A 16,898-nucleotide genomic window follows, 5' to 3' on the forward strand; every position below is an offset into this window, starting at 1 on the left:
ATCATAGCTTCCGGTCCGCCGGGAAATTCAGGTGGATTTTCCACCACCACAAAAACTTCATCTATATCGGACTTTTTCTTTTCAGGCGGAGGTTCAGGCAAATCATCATATTCTATCCAGGGCTGCGAAAATTCCTGTAAATTTTCATCTGCAAAATGAATCGCTACCGTTTTATCTTCATTTTGGGCTGCATAGATGCTGTTCGCCGTTACAAACAGAAAAAACAGTGGTACTATCAGGAGGTATTTCGCCAATGTCAATGTAGGCGATTTTGTCTTATTCATCATCATAATTCGTTGTTTTAGTTGTGATACATTAAAGTTGTTTACTATCTGAACTGCAGTCTTATGATAAGTCAATCGTAAAAGATGGTATTGGTACTCCCGGCTGTCGACGCCTTCACGCAGTACGCCGCTATCCGCCAGGTATTCCAGATTCAGGGCCATTTCCCGCTTTATCAGCCATACAAACGGATTCCACCAGGAAAACAGGCACAGTAATTCGATGAGCATAATGTCGACAGAATGCCGCTGTCGTGCATGCGTCTGCTCGTGCAGTAAAATCCGGGAAAGTTCGGCTTCGGAATGCTTTCCGGTATGGATAAAAATCAGACCAAAAAAAGAAAAAGGAGTTATATCGCTCTTCAATTGATACACGGGTACTCCCGAAATAATCTGTTTCTCACTTTTTGCCCGAACGCGATAAATGGATAAAAGCTGAGATACAAACCGTAACACAAATGTAAGCGTGACGGCTATATAAAACAGGAAAAGAATTTCTTCCCAGGGGACAGATACCGGTGCAACAGTTTCCTCTTCCATCACCATTGCCATGCCTGGCTCACCAATAATTACCGTGGTGGTCGGTTCCTGAAGAGCGGAAGAGCGGAGAGCCCATATATCGCTTAGGGTGGGGATGGCAAAAAAAGGATATAGAAGCGAAAAAACAATCACAGACAGGAAAAAAAAGCGCCGCAGCCGTAAAAAGGTGTCTCCCTTCAGTACAATTGCATACAAGAGATAAAACAAAGCCAGCGCAATATTTACTTGTATAAGGTATATAAAAAACGGGGGCATGGTGTGTTCAAGTTAGCATTGGAACAAGTATCTACTTCCGATTCTTTTCAATCAGGCGAATAATCTCCGCAAGCTCATCCGCGGTAATTTTCTGTTCTTTGGCAAAAAAAGAAACCAACTCTTTGTAAGAGTTATCGAAATAACTCTGTACTACTCCCGATAAAAAGTGCCTTTTGTAGGCCGATTCCGAAATGACAGGCTTAAATACTTTCACATTCCCGAATCGTCTTTTTACAAGATATCCCTTATTCTCGAGGTTCTTGAAGATGGATGCCACCGTGGTGTACGGCGGTTTCGGATCCTCCATCCTTTCTACCACATCCTTAATAGCACATTCATTGAGTTGCCACACGTGCAACATTACATTTTCTTCCTGGTGAGTTAACCGTTCCATATCTTTTTATCTATATTAATAATGCAAATCTACGACTTTTTCGTAACAAATAACTCTTTTCGTAAAAATAATCAGGTTAAATAATTATAAAAAAGAGCCGCCCCTGTATAGGAGGCAGCTCTTAACGATCTGTTAAACGGGTGATCAGGCCTGTTTCTCAAAATCCTGCATACACTGGACCAGGGCTTCTACAGCCTCTTTGGGACAAGCATTGTAAATAGAAGCGCGGAACCCGCCCACGGAACGGTGTCCTTTGATACCCACCATACCTTTTTCTTTCGCAAACTCTAGAAAACCGGCCTCTTTATCTTTGTATTCTTCGTTCATTACAAAGCATACGTTCATGATAGATCGGTCTTCTTTGGCTGCAGTGCCCACGAAAAGTTTATTACGGTCTATCTCATCATAGAGAAGCGCCGCTTTCTCTTTGTTGAGTTGATGCATTATTTCAAGACCACCCAGCTCTTTCACCCATTTCAGTGTTTCGTGCATTACGAAAATAGAAAATACCGGAGGTGTGTTGAACATGGAACGGTTTTTTTCGGAATCGCTGATGTGTGTACGGTAATCGACCATGGTCTGCAACGGCCGGTCGATCTTGCCAAGGATATCTTCGCGTACGATCACAAAAGCTACGCCTGCAGGACCCACATTCTTTTGCGCTCCGCCGTAAATAATACCGTATTTGGATACATCTACCGGACGGCTCATAATATCGGATGACATGTCGGCTACCAATGGCACGGGGCTATCGATATCTTCGTGTATCTCGGTTCCGTAAATGGTGTTATTGGTAGTTATATGAAAATAATCGGCATCGGCCGGAATAGTATATTCTTTGGGGATATAAGAGTAGTTCTTATCTTCCGAAGAGGCCACCACTTCCACCTCACCGTAAAACTTCGCTTCTTTAATGGCTTTTTTAGCCCATACTCCGGTCTGCAGGTATGCAGCTTTCTTTTTCATCAGGTTGGCGGGCACAGTAAAAAACTGCGTACTGGCCCCTCCGCCAAGCAGGAGTACCCGGTAATTGTCGGGAATATCGAGCAGTTCCTTCCACAGATCTGCCGTCTCTTTCATGATCCGCTCCCATCCGGGAGTACGATGTGATATTTCCAGGATACCTATTCCGGTATTGTCGAAATTGCGTATCGCTTCAATGGCTGACTCTACTGCCGGCCGGGGAAGTACGCACGGACCGGCATTAAAATTGTACTTTTGCATACGATTATATTTTAGAAAGTGAAAAACTAAAAGTGAAAAATGAAAAACCTCTATCGTGCGAAGCACACTATCCTTTTATCAAATTATCTTTTATCCTTATTAATAAATCAGTAAATCATCACATCGAATTAGTCTCATTGACATTCATTGATTTACCTTGAAACGTTCGTCTCCGTTGCGGAAAAAAGCCACAATTTGATTAGCGGCAGCCAATCCCGCGTTTTTGTTGGCATCCGTGGTTTGCGCACCCAGTTTTTTGGAGGTAGCAAAATAACGCTTCGGAAATTTTTGCAGAAACTCCTCATGCTTATCGGGCTTAACGTCGGCAGCATATTGGAAAGCCGGACGCTCCTCCATAATACGGATCAGATCATCCTCAACCACCAGTTCCTTACGGGCCGTATTGATGAGAAATCCATCTTGCGGCATCAGGGATAAGAGAGAATAATTTACACAATACCGTGTTTCTTCCAGCAAAGGCATATGGAGGGAAATAAAGTCGCTGTTACGGAACAGTTCCTTGTTGGTGTAAGCCGTGATCACCCCATATTCACCCTCCTTGCGCAGGTCGTCATGGGTAAGCGTGGGAGAATAGGCATAGACCGGCATATCGAAACCCCGCGCTATCTTGGCCACCATCTTTGCCACGTTTCCGAAAGCATACAATCCCAATCGCCGGCCGCTCAATTCACGGCCCACTGATCCGTCAAACTGATTGCGCTGCACATAGATCATCATACCGAAAACAAGTTCAGCCACAGCATTGGCATTCTGCCCGGGAGTATTCATCACACAGATACCGCAATCGGTGGCAGCGTCCAGATCCACATTATCGTAACCTGCTCCGGCCCTGACAATCACTTTCAGATTGGGAGCAGCTTTCATTATCTCTTTACCGATCATATCGCTCCGTATGATCAAAGCATCCACATCCTTCACGGCATCAAGCAACTGGCTTTCTCCTTCATACTTCTCTAATTTCATGAACTGATGACCTGCAGATTCAATAATATTTTGAATTCCCTGCACAGCCTGGTAGGCAAATGGTTTACTCGTTGCCAAAAGTACTTTCATATTCATTCTTTCATTATAAAAATTCACCGGATACAAATTTGTAACGGAAAAAGAAATTTCCAACGCCCAATTCAATCGTGTTGCTACTCAAAAATCGTCTGTTTCTTGAAAATATTTACTCTCTAAAACTGTCGCTGATACCTGACACCACTCCACACAAATTACGGCTTTTTATACACTTTTAAATTATCACTTTGTAAATAGAATTGCAAATTTACAAACTTATATCTAACAAAAAACGAAATTGGAATAAAAAAATCCGGGATGCTCCCATTTTCTCCGATTTAAAAGTTATTTGTCCGATAAATTGAATCATTGTATCTTTGTACCGCACGAAAACGTTACGTAATGAACAGTCAGTACCCATCCGCCCTCCTCGAAAACGCAGTCAACGAATTCGCCAATCTTCCGGGAATAGGGAGAAAATCGGCGTTGCGGTTAGTGCTCTATCTGTTGCGTCAGGATGAGGAGAAGGTGGCCAATTTTGCCGGCACGATACTGAAGTTGAAACGGGAAATCAAGTATTGCTTTGTCTGTCACAATATTTCCGATACTGAGATATGTAATATCTGCGCCGACAAATCACGAGACAACTCTTTGATCTGCGTAGTAGAGAATGTGAAAGAGGTGATGGCTATCGAGAAAACGGTACAATTTGGCGGCCTTTACCACGTTCTGGGAGGAATTATCTCCCCCATCGACGGGATCGGCCCGTCGGACCTGGAGATCGCCAGCCTCGAAGAAAGGGTGAAAGCCGGGGGAATCAGAGAGGTGATCCTTGCTCTCAGCGCCACCATGGAAGGCGACACCACCAATTTTTACATCTATCGCAAACTTCAATCTTACGGGGTAAAGGTGAGCATTATAGCCAGAGGGGTATCGGTCGGAGATGAGATCGAATATGCCGACGAGGTAACGCTTGGGCGCTCTATTTTAAACCGTACGCCGTTCGATGAATCCTATAAACTTCTGCCAAAATGAAAAATACGGGTAAAACGTACAAGGCCATAGGACTGTTGAAAAGGCACTATTACGGAAACATCATCCTGCTGGCTGTTGTTTTTCTGCTTATCCTGTTCCGGATCGTCCCGCTCTTTACGGATGGACAATCCATAGGTGTCACAACAGAGAGATACGCCATCATGATCACCCTTATAGCCATTCCGGTTTCGTTGAAGTTTTTTGCCTATCGGTTAAAAAGACTTTCCCGTCCATTGGGAATCATGACAGCCACAGAAAAGTATAAAAATGCCTCTTTCCTGCGTTTGTATAGCATAAGCACGGTAACACTGATGCATGTTCTCCTGTTCGGTATCTCCCGCAATATGAACTTTTTCTGGTTCACAGTCGTATTGTTCCTCGTCTTTCTGTATTGCAGACCGTCGTACGAAGAGCTGGAAAGCCTCACCGAAATACCCACAGAGAAAAAACCTGACGAAGAACAACCATCATTCCCAAACAGAAACCAGACGTACGGAGAACAGGACCTGCCCAAAGAAGAACAGAAACAGCCTGAAGAAGTACAAAATAATTATCCGGAAAATGAACAGGTTGCTGGAAAATAATATTCTCCGTCTGCGTGCTCCCGAACCGGAGGATCTGGATTTACTTTACGCCTGGGAGAACGACACGGCTATTTGGGAGAACGGCGCCTCCATCGTTCCTTTTTCCCGCTATTCCATCAAGCAGTACTTGATTGATTATAAAAATGATATATATACAGACAGGCAGTTACGGTTGATGGTGACACTCCGGGAGACAGGCGAGTCCGTCGGCGCGGTCGATCTCTATGATTTCGACCCGTTTCACCGGAGAGCCGGTGTAGGGATCCTGACCGACCGCAAACACCGGTGCAAAGGCTACGGCCTGCAGGCAATAATGCTACTGGAAGAGTACGCGTTCCGGTTTCTCAATCTGAAACAGCTCTATGCCCTCATTCCCGAAAAAAACCGGGGGAGTGTCCGGCTGTTCACAAAAGCGGGCTACCGGCAGACAGGGCTGTTGGAAGAATGGATTTCTTCGGGAGACTCATTCTATAGCGCGTTGGTAATGCAAAAACTCAAACCGTAAGGTCTATGGAACTATTTCGTCAAGCAATACGAACAGAAGACAAACTTGTTTGAATGTTTTCGATAAGCGAGTACAGAGAAAAAACTTGTTTTTATTATGTCAAGCGTAGAATTGGAAATCGAGGAGCGAAGGCGACTCAAAACAACTAAGTTTACTTGAATTATGCCGTTGCGAGAACTTTTTCGATAAGGGAGCACAGAGGCAAAACTTGTTTTGATTATGTCGAGCGCAGAAAAAGTCCGGAAGAAATAGTCTAATGTAATTGAATAATTTTTATTGAAGAACAATGCAAGACGATATAAAAAAAGCATCCGACATTTTAAAGAAAGGAGGAATCATCCTCTATCCTACCGACACTATCTGGGGTATTGGCTGCGATGCCACTAATGAAGAAGCCGTAAAGCGTATTTACGGGCTGAAGCAGCGTGATGACAGCAAATCGATGCTGGTACTCATGGATAATCCCGCCAAGTTGCAAACCTATGTGAAGGATGTCCCCGAAATTGCGTGGGATTTGATAGATCTGGCCGATAAACCGCTCACTATCATTTACGATGGGGCCAAAAATCTGGCGTCTAACCTCATTGCTCCCGACGGCTCCATCGGTATCCGCATCACTGCCGAAATTTTCTCCATGGAATTGTGCCGGCAATTCCGTAAACCCATTGTCTCCACATCGGCCAATGTAAGCGGGGAACCCTCCCCTGCCTCTTTCTCGCAAATCAGGCAAGTGATCCGGGAAGGTGTGGATTACATTGTCTCATACCGGCAAAAAGAACAGGGCAAAGCCCAACCTTCCGGGATTGTGAAACTGGAGAAAGACGGTTCTATCAAAATTATCCGTAAGTAAAAAATTTGGTTATCTTTGTATAGAGCTATTATTTCACTAAAGTTAGTCATTTTCAAGTTTTATTGCTTAACGAAAATGTTCCCGTTTTTCGATGCAACTGACAGAAAAATATAACAAATTTCTTATTTGGCGCGACAGGCACATAAAAGAACGGCATTTCTTACTGTTCGTCTGCTTTCTTGTGGGAATTCTTACGGCATTATCGGCTTTTTTACTAAAAACAGCGATCCACTTTTTTCAGGCCTTTCTCACCGAAAATTTCAGCCGCCCCAACCTGAACTTCTCCTATTTGCTCTACCCCATTGGAGGAATCCTGATTGCGGGACTCTATGTAAGATATGTAGTCAAAGACGATATCAGCCACGGCGTCACAAAGATCCTCTTTGCCATCTCCCAGCGCAAAAGCCGGATCAAACCGCATAACATGTACACATCGCTTATAGCCAGTTCCATCACCATCGGATTCGGGGGGTCGGTGGGAGCCGAGGCTCCGATAGTATTGACAGGTTCCGCTATCGGCTCCAATCTGGGAAGATTCTTCAGGCTGGAACAACGCAGCCTGATGATCCTGGTAGGTTGTGGCGCCGCCGGAGCTATCGCCGGTATTTTTAAAGCTCCTATTGCCGGAATTCTTTTCGTGATAGAGGTGCTGTTGCTCGACCTCACCATGTCGTCTATCATGCCCCTTTTGGTAACAGCAGTTACGGCTACTACCGTCTCATATCTCCTCACAGGTATGGATGCCATGTTCGCTTTCACGCTGATCGAGCCTTTCACTCTCAACCGCATTCCGTATGTGATCTTTCTGGGGATACTCTGCGGATTTTTCTCATTGTACATAATCCGTGTCATGAGCCGTTTAGAAGGAATCTTTTATCGGCTTCCGCATTGGAAGAAATTCTTACTGGGAGGAGGTATACTGAGCCTACTTATTTTCTTTTTCCCGCCACTTTACGGTGAAGGATACAACACCGTCAATGTCCTCTTAGCGGGAGGCGATTCATTCGGTTCACTCACCAATGAGAGTTTTTTTCATCAACTGGGAAGTAGATGGACTATCGTCGGATTTCTGGTTCTTGTCATTCTCTTCAAGGTTTTTGCCACCAGTGCCACTAACGGGGGAGGCGGTACCGGAGGGGTGTTTGCTCCCACCCTGTTCCTGGGTTGTATTGTCGGGTTTGTTTACTCATATACGCTCAATCAATTGGGGTATAGCGTTTATCTTCCACAGGAAAATTTTGCGCTGATGGGTATGGCGGGCGTAATGGCCGGCGTAATGCACGCACCGCTCACCGGCACCTTCCTCATTGCGGAGTTGACAGGCGGCTACGACCTGTTCTTACCCCTTATGATCGTTTCGCTGCTCTCCTACGGTACCATCCTTATATTTGAAAAGCACAGCATCTATGCCATACGTCTTGCTAAAAAAGGGGAATTGATCACCCATCACAAAGACAAAGCAGTACTTACCTTTTTAAAGATCAAGGATCTGATCGAAAAAGATATTCCCACGGTGACACTTGAGATGACCCTCGGCGATATGGTGAAAGTGATCTCCACCAGCAACCGGAATATCTTCCCGGTGGTAAACAAAGAGGGCGTTTTACTGGGAGTGGTAATGATGAACGATATCCGCAATATCATGTTCCGCCCCGAGTTATATGACCGGTTCACTGTGAAAAAATTCATGGTAGGATCTCCTGCCACAATAGAAATTCACAGCAGCATGGAAGAGGCGATGGCAAAGTTTGAAAATACAAAGGCGTGGAATTTGCCGGTGGTAGATCGTAGAGGGGTCTATCAGGGCCTCCTGTCTCAGTCGTCGGTATTCAACTCCTACAGGGAGGTATTGGTTGAAAATTACTCCGATACGGACGAGTAGTACGATGTGTTGATTTGATGATTTACTGATTTGATAATGTAAAATAAGAAGTCGGAAGTGAAAAAGTGAGAAGTGATTTAACGATTAGTAGATTTTGAAATTGTGAAATCCTGAAATTTCAAAATTTTGAATTGAAACAACGTTCGGCGGAGCCAAAATCGACGTAGTCAAATCCCAAATTCTAAAAAATTAATCGTATGCAAAAAAAATCATTACGTATCCTCTTCATGGGTACTCCCGAGTTTGCCGTAGAGTCGCTGAAAGCGCTTGTAGAGAATGGATATAACATAGTAGGGATTGTCACTATGCCCGATAAACCCGCCGGCAGGGGTTATAAACTGCAACCCTCGCCTGTAAAGCAATATGCCCTGCAACAGGGACTGACCGTTTTACAACCCGAAAAACTGAAGGATGAAGGGTTCCTGAATGAATTAAAACGCCTGAATGCCGATCTGCAGATCGTAGTGGCTTTCCGTATGCTGCCCGAAGTGGTATGGAGTATGCCGTCGAAAGGCACTTTTAACCTCCACTCATCTCTCCTCCCGCAGTATCGGGGCGCCGCCCCCATCAACTGGGCCATCATCAACGGAGAAAAAGAGACCGGTGTCACCACTTTTTTTCTCTCTCACGAAATTGATACGGGTAAGATCATCTTTCAGGAGAAGACAAGGATCGACGATACAGATAATGCGGGCACCCTACATGACAGGTTAATGGTAATGGGAGCACAATTGGTACTAAAGACTGTAAATACTATATTGGAAGGGAACGTACAACCCATACCGCAAGACAAACTCTTCAGAGATGCATCGGAATTAAAGGCTGCTCCCAAAATATTCAAGGAAGACTGTCAGGTCGATTGGAATAAATCTGCGAGGGAAATATACAATTTTATCCGCGGCCTGTCACCCTATCCGGGAGCATGGACGGAACTATCGTCCGCTGGCGATGAAGAGAAAGTCCGTTTCAAATTGTTTGCCGGTGAACCGATTGGAAACACGACACACGATCTACTACCCGGAAGCATCAGGACAGACAATAAGACACACCTCGATGTGGCTGTAAAAGACGGATTCTTACGGGTTACAGAACTGCAACTGACAGGTAAAAAGAGAATAAACATCCTCGATTTCCTGAATGGCTACAGCTTTGAGAAAGAAGCCCGCTTCAGTTGATTACCACTTATAATTCAACCCGAAACTGAGCGTTTGGTTCACTTGCCAATGCTTGAGTTTAGGATCGGCAGGCACCCCGTCATCAAATCTCATATTCACATATATACGGGTAGAGAAAGCGTTACTCAATGCCATATTCAGGCTGTTCTCAAATTCCGAAATAACCTTCTCGTAACTGGTAAAATAGGTCAGACGCGAATCCCAGGTAATATACCTTGTGAGGTCGTATTTCAATATCGATGTGAGGGTACTACCGATATCCAGTTGGGATTTCCTTCCTTCCGCAATACCGAACCGCTTCACATCCACAGAATCATTCCATACGTATGTAAAGTTAATGGAGACGGGAGCAATCGCCAGTTCCCACTTCAGCCGGCGGTGCCGTACCTTTTGTGAAGGCTTATCAAGATTATACTTTAACCCTATACCCGCATTCACATACAAAGGAGACAGGAATGAGGACAGAAGATTATCAGAATTGACGGGATACGCGTTGAACAATTGGGATTTTGCCTCCATATTCGTGGAATAAGACCACCCCTTCCCAAAAGCATCCACTCCAAAGTCGCCATAGTAGCGGATAAGGTCGTTACCGATACGGTACTTCCTGAGTGAATCGTCAGGCGCGTTAAAAACAGACAAACGCCACTCAAGCGTGTTATTGAACTTCACCTTATCTTTCTTATAATTGGCCCTGAATACATTATAGCTGTTAAAATTCAGGTTATTGGTTCCTCCCTTGTGCCAGTTATCGGAAAAATAATTTTGTGCAAACTGGAAAGAGTGCTCACCGGAGCGTACCCAGTATTTTCTCTTGATCCTGACTCCTTCAATACCCGGGGCTTCCAGTGAATAGGTCGTTTCGGCCTTTATCAACTCACGGAAAGGGTTGAATGTCTCTCTCACAGCCTGATCGTCAACCTCCAGACGCGGTATCGTGTCGAAACTAGCCACGGAATACCTGATCCTGTCGGGATACTTCATATAATAATCACGACGTACATTCCGTACAAAGTCAATATGATCCAGCCGGGGCGCGAAGGTCTTTTCCCGCGGGATAAGCATTCCTTTGTCCCGAGCCTCTTCCAACGGATAGAATGTTAACTGCCGGGGAAGTATCTCTCCCGTAAATATCATGGGCAGGAAAAGCGGATTATAAAAAAGAGTATCCCGGAATGAGAGCCCTCTCATTGATTCAAAATTACTATAATTCGCAGGAAGTTGCAATGTACCGTTCTCTTTTCTCAGATAAAGGGAATCGAGCGGATTCCTGAAGCGGTAAATCGAATCTGCCGGTACTACCGGAACAGTTTCCCTTACTGGGAAAACCCGAGGGATAATAATGCTGTCGGAGTAAGCAGCGGCAGACTGAAGGGATAAGCTTTCCGCCTGTCGCATCTCCACAGGTTGCGCCGTACGGCGTTCAATTTGTCTGCTGATATCAGTGATGTCCCGGAACAGATCCAGGCTATCCGCCACTTGTAATGAGTCCGGCCCCTCGGCGGCCCTACTTTTAACATCAGAAGCTACTATTCCGAATGAACAGACAGTTACTATCAAAAAGGGGAGAATAATTCGTTTCATACGATTATTTTATTTTTTTATGTCAAATGCCCTATACATCCTTCCAACAGACAAAGATATAAAAAAAGTTTTATTCACTCACGAGAAGTTCACTACCTTTCAACACACGGCAAAAATCGATCTACAAACTACCAGCCGGTAATCTTTTTCTTTCTTTTACTTGTCCATGACTTCAAAACTCCTTATTTTTGAGGATAAAGTAATAAATCGAAAGACAGGTACTCACATTTTATCTGATAATTACCATTTTTATAAGTTACTATGAAACGAATTTTCTCCCTTCTCCTATTGCTACTGCCCTGCTTATTTGTTAATTGTCTCCATTCTCAGGAAGCGCCCTCAAAAGGATTACAACAAATCTCGGAGCCTTTGGTAAAAGAATTTATCGGTTTCCTGGCTTCGGACGAAATGCGCGGACGCCCTGCACCCAGTGCCGAAGCGGATAGATCTGCCGAATATATCGCCATGAAACTGAAAGATTTCGGAATAAAACCTATAGACGGATCTTACTTTCAACCAATTCCCTTCTGTGCTGCCGACTTGAATATTGAAAACTGCAGGTTCGTTTTAACTAAATCCGGAACAAATCGCGAATTTGCCTTAAAAGAAAATTTCACACCTCTGTTCAACACAGGAAATAATCGGGTGAGAGGCGAACTGGTTTTTGCCGGATACGGCATCACAGCCCCCGAATATAATTACGACGATTATAAAGATATCGAGGTGAGTGGTAAGATCGTGCTGGTGATGAAACAGGAACCGCGCAAAAGCGATACCATAAGTACAGTTTTTAATGGAAAAAAAGACACGGAATATTCCGACATCACCTACAAGATCCGGAATGCAGCGGAACACGGCGCAGCGGGGCTTTTGCTGGTAACCGATCCGCTTCATAATGTAGCCATTACCGCGCAGGGATATTTATGGAACAGCCTGTATATGAAAGGCGGGGCAAACCCTGTATATAATGTATGCGAAGAAGAAGACGGAAATATTCCCGCAGTACAGGTAAACCGGGATGTTATTAATGAAATATTCGGTAGTGTGGATTCGTTGAGAACGTTACAGCGAAATATCGATGAGAATCTGCATCCTGCATCGTTTGTCGTACCGGAAGCTTGGGTTGACATTGCCATTTCAGTCGATAAAAAAGAATTTCCATCGGGCAACGTAATCGGATGGCTGAAAGGTTCCGATCCTCAACTAAAGGATGAGTTTATCATAATCGGTGCGCATTACGACCATATTGGCATATCGCCGAAACCCAATCACCTGAACGACTCTATCATGAACGGGGCCGACGATAACGCATCGGGGACGGCAGCCGTAATGGCTGTGGCGAAAGCTTTTGCCGCTTCGGGTAAGAAACCGGCGAGAAGTGTCCTGTTCATGTTGTTTACCGCCGAAGAGCGTGGCTTGATCGGGTCGGATTATTATACAAAAAATCCACTGTTCCCACTGGAAAAAACGGTGGCAATGATCAATATGGATATGGTCGGCAGAAACGGAAACGATACGGCGTATGTGATCGGACAACAGTACAATCCCGGGCTGGCGGCACTTATAAATGCAGCAATACCTGAAACCGGACTGAAAAAAGAGGAAATGGCAATGGATCTATACCGGTCGAGCGATTATTACCCTTTCTACAAGAAAGGGATATCGGCCATCGGCTTGACATCGGGATTGCACAGCGATTATCACGGCGTGGGAGACAATCCCGATAAGATCAATCATCTGAAAGTGCAAAAAATAGCGCAACTTGTCTACAAAGTAGCCTGGCAAATTGCAAATACAAATAATTACTATACTATAATCGAACAATAACATGTAAACTAAAAAATTATGAACGCAAAAAAATTATTCATTATTCCTGCACTTTTTATTGCATTCGGCGCATTGGGACAAGAAGCAAATCTTACGGTGAAACCCGTTGTTAAGAAGAAATACGACTTAAACCTGAACTCATTGACGGATGTTACACAAACCATGGCGGGAATGGAAATGAAAGCCAGCATAGCCTACACCGCAAAAGCAGTGATGGAAATAGAGGAAGTCAACTCCAACGGCAACTTTACCGTTTTATCTACATGGAAAGATATTGAAGTAACCTCTTCGGTTATGGGTAAGGACACCACCTTACACGCTGAAAATATGAATGTGACCATAAAAACCATATATGATAAATCAGGAAAAATAATCAAGAGCGACCGGATGAATACGTCTGGTTCAACAGACCCGGCAGTTGCCATGATCGAACAATTAGGGAGAAACGTAAAACTCCCCGTTTTGCCGGCTAAAACAACAAAAAAAGGAGATACGTGGCAATCCTATACCAATGATACCATTCAAACAATGGAGTTTCCAATGGCAATGATTATAGATGTAGAAGATGAATATTCATTTGCCGGAAGCGTTACGGAGAATGGCGTGGAATATTACAGAATCAACAAAGCAGGCCCGACAAGAGTATCGGCAGAGGGAAAGCAGGAGGGAATGGATATGCATATTGAAGGTACGGGTATGAACGAGAGTTATTTGCTGCTTGATAAAGCGACTCTGCTTCCGGTAAAAATTGAAGAGAAGACCGGTATGGATATGAGTATCATCATGTCCGGCCCGCAATCGATGGCTATTCCAATGACACAAAACACAGTAACAAAAATTAAATTCTCGGAAGTAAAATAAGAAAACTTTTCTCACGGTTTATCTGTTATTTATATCTGTTAAGATATCTTTCAGCGGACGGCATCAACGAAAAATTGTTTTACTTTTGCCGGACGCGATGAGGTGAATAATGTACCAGTGTGAATAATGGGATTAATGTGTCAATTCATAGCTTATAACTCATAACTACAATCATATGAGAAAAATTTCTTTCGTTTTACTGATCGTGATAGGGGCGATGGGTCTCACCGGATGTCAGGGATACAACCGGATGGTAGAAAAACAGGAGGCGGTAACGTCACAGTGGGGAAACGTGCAGAACGCCTATCAGCGCCGTGCCGACCTCATTCCCAATTTGGTAAATACAGTGAAGGGATACGCCCAGCATGAGCAGGAAACCTTTACGCAGGTGACCGAAGCACGGGCCAAAGCCACGCAAACGACTATCAATCCTGAGAACCTCACGGCAGAGAGCCTGCAGGAATACCAGCAAGCACAGGATCAACTGAGTCAGGCGTTAGGGAGATTACTATTGATACAGGAGAATTATCCCGAACTGAAAGCCAACCAGAATTTTCTGGCGCTCCAGGACGAGTTGGCCGGAACGGAAAACAGGATCTCGGTAGAACGCAACCGATTCAATCAGTTGGCGCAAGACTACAACGCCTATATCCGCAAATTCCCACAGGTGCTCTATGCAAAATGGTTCAAATTTGAACCCAAAGCCTATTTCGAAGCGACCCCCCAGGCCCAGACCGCTCCCCAGGTGCAATTCTGACAGGAAAACGCGGGGTTGTCCGCATAGCATACCCAGGGTAAACTGAAAAGTACGGGCTTTACAGAAAAGCTTAGCTTTTACCGGAAAGGGCATTTTTAATGGTAATATGCAGTCTGTTTGAGATATGTTGAACAAAGAAGAACTACAGAGGATCACAGAATCGATCCGACTCGCGGAAAGCCACACTTCGGGAGAGATACGCGTATGCGTAGCCCGGCAGTGCAAAGGCGACCCGCTGGAAGCTGCATTCAAAAAGTTCCACCAGCTTAAAATGGACACTACCCGGCTCCGCAACGGTGTACTTATCTACGTATCTCCCTCCCATCATAAAGCAGCCATTATCGGAGATCAAGGGATCCACGATGCCGTGAATGGCGGATTTTGGGACGAAGCGCTGGAGAAAATGCTCTCCTATTTCAAAAAAGGAGAGATCGCGGAAGGGATCTGCAAAGGTATAGGAAAAGTGGGCGAATTGATCAAATCCCGTTATCCTGTATCGGAAAACGATATAAACGAATTAGGCGATGAAGTTATTCTGGAAGAGTAAATACCTTCTCATACTTATATTTCTTTCTTCTGTAGGGTTATCCGCACAGGATATCCCGGAACCGATGGTTCCCTACCGGTTGGTAAACGATTTCGCCGATATCTTCTCTCCGGCCGAAGAACAGGCTTTGGAACAAAAACTGCTGGCCTACAACGACTCCACATCCACACAGATATACGTGGTCTCCGTGACTGATCTGGGCGGCTATCCCGCTTCCGATTACGCTTTTCGTCTCGGCGAAGCATGGGCTATCGGCCAGAAAAGCAAGGATAACGGCGCCGTCATCCTTATCAAACCTAAAATCGGGAATAGCAGGGGGCAGGCATTTATCGCTACCGGCTACGGGCTGGAAGCGCGTATCAACGATGCCTATGCCGGCCGCATCGTGCGCAACGAAATGATCCCTTATTTTATAGAAGAGGATTACTTCGGCGGAGTGAATGCCGCCGTCGACGCCATGATAGCGCGACTCTCAGGTGAATTTGCCGCCGATGCTGGCGAAAAAGAGGAGGGTATCCCGCTTTTCGTGATTATCATTATTGTGATCGGTATTATCCTATTGCTCTCTTTCCTTTCCAAAGGAGGAGACCAGCATATCGGCGGCGGGGGACATCACCGGACAAATATACCTCCTATATTTTTCCCACCAATGACGGGCGGCCGCAGAAGCGGAGGCTTCAGCGGTGGCTTCGGCGGAGGAATGGGCGGCTTCGGCGGAGGAGGCGGTGGCAGATTCGGCGGAGGAGGCGCCGGAGGAAGCTGGTAGCATGGAAAAGAATACGTTGATCACTATTCTGGGACCGACGGCAAGCGGAAAAACCGCCTTTGCCGCGCAACTGGCCTATGCCCTGGACGGGGAAATAGTGAGCGCCGACTCCCGCCAGATATACCGACGGATGGATATCGGCACGGGCAAAGACCTTTCGGAATACACGGTAGAGGAAACTTCCATCCCTTATCACCTTATCGACATCCGCGAACCGGGTGAGAAATATACCCTTTTTGACTATCAGCACGACTTTCACAAAGCCTATCGTGAAATCCTTGCCCGCAGTAAGGCACCCATCCTTTGCGGCGGGACAGGACTCTATATCGAATCGGTACTGAAAGGCTACCACCTACCCGACGTACCCGCCGATCCGGAATTAAGGTCAGCTCTCGAAAAAAAATCGCTCGAAGAGTTGACCAAAATCCTGCAAAGTTACCGTCCGTTGCATAACATTACCGATACCGACAGCAAAAAAAGAGCGATCAGGGCCATCGAAATAGAAGACTACAAATCGAAACAAGAGAGTGCAGCCACAGCATTCCCGGCTATCGAAAGTATCCTACTCGGACTTGATATCGACAGGGAACTCCGACGGGAGAAAATTACCGCACGCCTGCAAGCACGCCTTCAGGAAGGGATGATCGAGGAGATACGGAATATCCTCGATTCCGGAGTTACCCCCGGGGACCTTATCTATTACGGATTGGAATACAAATTCGTGACACTGCACGTGACCGGTAAAATGAGTTATGAAGAGATGTTCCGGCAGTTGGAGATCGCGATCCATCAGTTTGCCAAACGGCAGATG

The 16,898-nt window shown here is 45.3% G+C and carries 17 protein-coding genes; 12 read left to right on the top strand and 5 right to left on the bottom strand.

All coding sequences use genetic code 11. The annotated features are described in order from the left end of the window. The 4 genes from Q0502_RS16005 to Q0502_RS16020 form a co-directional block, all read right to left on the bottom strand. Positions 1-1,076 (bottom strand): M56 family metallopeptidase (locus Q0502_RS16005; RefSeq protein ID WP_298652938.1); only part of this gene is annotated, 1,076 nt, incomplete at its 3' end. A gap of 31 nt (positions 1,077-1,107) precedes the next feature. Then, a complete protein-coding gene (locus tag Q0502_RS16010) occupies positions 1,108-1,470 on the bottom strand; it encodes a BlaI/MecI/CopY family transcriptional regulator (RefSeq protein WP_298652940.1) in 363 nt (120 codons plus the stop codon). Between the two features lie 144 nt (positions 1,471-1,614). Continuing rightward, positions 1,615-2,694 carry a 3-phosphoserine/phosphohydroxythreonine transaminase gene (gene serC / locus Q0502_RS16015; protein WP_298652943.1) on the bottom strand — a complete coding sequence of 360 codons (1,080 nt, stop codon included), beginning with the start codon at positions 2,692-2,694 and terminating at the stop codon, positions 1,615-1,617. A gap of 144 nt (positions 2,695-2,838) precedes the next feature. After that, entirely contained in the window at positions 2,839-3,768 is a 930-nt protein-coding gene (locus tag Q0502_RS16020; protein WP_298652946.1) for an NAD(P)-dependent oxidoreductase, read from the bottom strand. Between the two features lie 348 nt (positions 3,769-4,116). Between Q0502_RS16020 and recR the strand changes: the two genes are divergently transcribed. From recR to fmt, 6 genes are all read left to right on the top strand, one after another. Beyond that, a complete protein-coding gene (gene recR, locus Q0502_RS16025) occupies positions 4,117-4,749 on the top strand; it encodes a recombination mediator RecR (protein ID WP_298652948.1) in 633 nt (210 codons plus the stop codon). Further along, positions 4,746-5,333: a hypothetical protein gene (locus Q0502_RS16030; RefSeq protein ID WP_298652951.1), complete on the top strand. Its 588-nt coding sequence runs from the start codon at positions 4,746-4,748 to the stop codon at positions 5,331-5,333. The genes recR and Q0502_RS16030 overlap by 4 nt, the downstream gene beginning before the upstream one ends. After that, positions 5,311-5,838: a GNAT family N-acetyltransferase gene (locus Q0502_RS16035; RefSeq protein WP_298652953.1), complete on the top strand. Its 528-nt coding sequence runs from the start codon at positions 5,311-5,313 to the stop codon at positions 5,836-5,838. The genes Q0502_RS16030 and Q0502_RS16035 overlap by 23 nt, the downstream gene beginning before the upstream one ends. Positions 5,839-6,124: 286 nt before the next feature. Further along, positions 6,125-6,688: an L-threonylcarbamoyladenylate synthase gene (locus Q0502_RS16040; protein ID WP_298652956.1), complete on the top strand. Its 564-nt coding sequence runs from the start codon at positions 6,125-6,127 to the stop codon at positions 6,686-6,688. A gap of 91 nt (positions 6,689-6,779) precedes the next feature. Further along, positions 6,780-8,570, top strand: a complete 1,791-nt coding sequence (locus tag Q0502_RS16045; protein WP_298652958.1) for a chloride channel protein — start codon at positions 6,780-6,782, stop codon at positions 8,568-8,570. Positions 8,571-8,767: 197 nt separating this feature from the next. Beyond that, complete coding sequence (gene fmt / locus Q0502_RS16050) at positions 8,768-9,745, top strand: methionyl-tRNA formyltransferase (protein ID WP_298652961.1); 978 nt, start codon at positions 8,768-8,770, stop codon at positions 9,743-9,745. Here the strand turns inward: fmt and Q0502_RS16055 are convergent, their stop codons facing one another. Continuing rightward, positions 9,746-11,329, bottom strand: coding sequence for a DUF3078 domain-containing protein (locus tag Q0502_RS16055; protein WP_298652963.1), 1,584 nt, complete (start codon positions 11,327-11,329; stop codon positions 9,746-9,748). Positions 11,330-11,590: 261 nt separating this feature from the next. On the opposite strand from Q0502_RS16055, the gene Q0502_RS16060 reads away from it, so the two are divergent. From Q0502_RS16060 to miaA, 6 genes are all read left to right on the top strand, one after another. After that, positions 11,591-13,156 (top strand): M20/M25/M40 family metallo-hydrolase, encoded by a 1,566-nt coding sequence (locus tag Q0502_RS16060; RefSeq protein WP_298652965.1) that lies wholly within the window; start codon positions 11,591-11,593, stop codon positions 13,154-13,156. Positions 13,157-13,174: 18 nt separating this feature from the next. Next, complete coding sequence (locus Q0502_RS16065; RefSeq protein WP_298652967.1) at positions 13,175-14,017, top strand: hypothetical protein; 843 nt, start codon at positions 13,175-13,177, stop codon at positions 14,015-14,017. A gap of 175 nt (positions 14,018-14,192) precedes the next feature. Beyond that, positions 14,193-14,774: a LemA family protein gene (locus tag Q0502_RS16070; RefSeq protein ID WP_298652970.1), complete on the top strand. Its 582-nt coding sequence runs from the start codon at positions 14,193-14,195 to the stop codon at positions 14,772-14,774. Positions 14,775-14,898: 124 nt separating this feature from the next. Continuing rightward, positions 14,899-15,321, top strand: coding sequence for a TPM domain-containing protein (locus Q0502_RS16075; protein WP_298652972.1), 423 nt, complete (start codon positions 14,899-14,901; stop codon positions 15,319-15,321). Then, the gene (locus Q0502_RS16080) at positions 15,299-16,087 is read left to right on the top strand and encodes a YgcG family protein (RefSeq protein WP_298652975.1); all 789 of its coding nucleotides are present in this window, start codon (positions 15,299-15,301) and stop codon (positions 16,085-16,087) included. The genes Q0502_RS16075 and Q0502_RS16080 overlap by 23 nt, the downstream gene beginning before the upstream one ends. A gap of 16 nt (positions 16,088-16,103) precedes the next feature. Then, on the top strand, positions 16,104-16,898 hold a 795-nt coding region (miaA, locus tag Q0502_RS16085), incomplete at its 3' end, for a tRNA (adenosine(37)-N6)-dimethylallyltransferase MiaA (protein ID WP_298652977.1).

The organism is uncultured Proteiniphilum sp. (genome assembly GCF_937873925.1).
GTDB lineage: Bacteria > Bacteroidota > Bacteroidia > Bacteroidales > Dysgonomonadaceae > Proteiniphilum.

What these genes read in the sequence shown, in the direction of transcription:
- Q0502_RS16010 (WP_298652940.1), bottom strand. Translation starts at nt 1,470, where the DNA reads ATGGAACGGTTAACTCACCAGGAAGAAAATGTAATGTTGCACGTGTGG.
- serC (WP_298652943.1), bottom strand. Translation starts at nt 2,694, where the DNA reads ATGCAAAAGTACAATTTTAATGCCGGTCCGTGCGTACTTCCCCGGCCG.
- Q0502_RS16020 (WP_298652946.1), bottom strand. Translation starts at nt 3,768, where the DNA reads ATGAAAGTACTTTTGGCAACGAGTAAACCATTTGCCTACCAGGCTGTG.
- recR (WP_298652948.1), top strand. Translation starts at nt 4,117, where the DNA reads ATGAACAGTCAGTACCCATCCGCCCTCCTCGAAAACGCAGTCAACGAA.
- Q0502_RS16030 (WP_298652951.1), top strand. Translation starts at nt 4,746, where the DNA reads ATGAAAAATACGGGTAAAACGTACAAGGCCATAGGACTGTTGAAAAGG.
- Q0502_RS16035 (WP_298652953.1), top strand. Translation starts at nt 5,311, where the DNA reads ATGAACAGGTTGCTGGAAAATAATATTCTCCGTCTGCGTGCTCCCGAA.
- Q0502_RS16040 (WP_298652956.1), top strand. Translation starts at nt 6,125, where the DNA reads ATGCAAGACGATATAAAAAAAGCATCCGACATTTTAAAGAAAGGAGGA.
- Q0502_RS16045 (WP_298652958.1), top strand. Translation starts at nt 6,780, where the DNA reads ATGCAACTGACAGAAAAATATAACAAATTTCTTATTTGGCGCGACAGG.
- fmt (WP_298652961.1), top strand. Translation starts at nt 8,768, where the DNA reads ATGCAAAAAAAATCATTACGTATCCTCTTCATGGGTACTCCCGAGTTT.
- Q0502_RS16055 (WP_298652963.1), bottom strand. Translation starts at nt 11,329, where the DNA reads ATGAAACGAATTATTCTCCCCTTTTTGATAGTAACTGTCTGTTCATTC.
- Q0502_RS16060 (WP_298652965.1), top strand. Translation starts at nt 11,591, where the DNA reads ATGAAACGAATTTTCTCCCTTCTCCTATTGCTACTGCCCTGCTTATTT.
- Q0502_RS16065 (WP_298652967.1), top strand. Translation starts at nt 13,175, where the DNA reads ATGAACGCAAAAAAATTATTCATTATTCCTGCACTTTTTATTGCATTC.
- Q0502_RS16070 (WP_298652970.1), top strand. Translation starts at nt 14,193, where the DNA reads ATGAGAAAAATTTCTTTCGTTTTACTGATCGTGATAGGGGCGATGGGT.
- Q0502_RS16075 (WP_298652972.1), top strand. Translation starts at nt 14,899, where the DNA reads ATGTTGAACAAAGAAGAACTACAGAGGATCACAGAATCGATCCGACTC.
- Q0502_RS16080 (WP_298652975.1), top strand. Translation starts at nt 15,299, where the DNA reads ATGAAGTTATTCTGGAAGAGTAAATACCTTCTCATACTTATATTTCTT.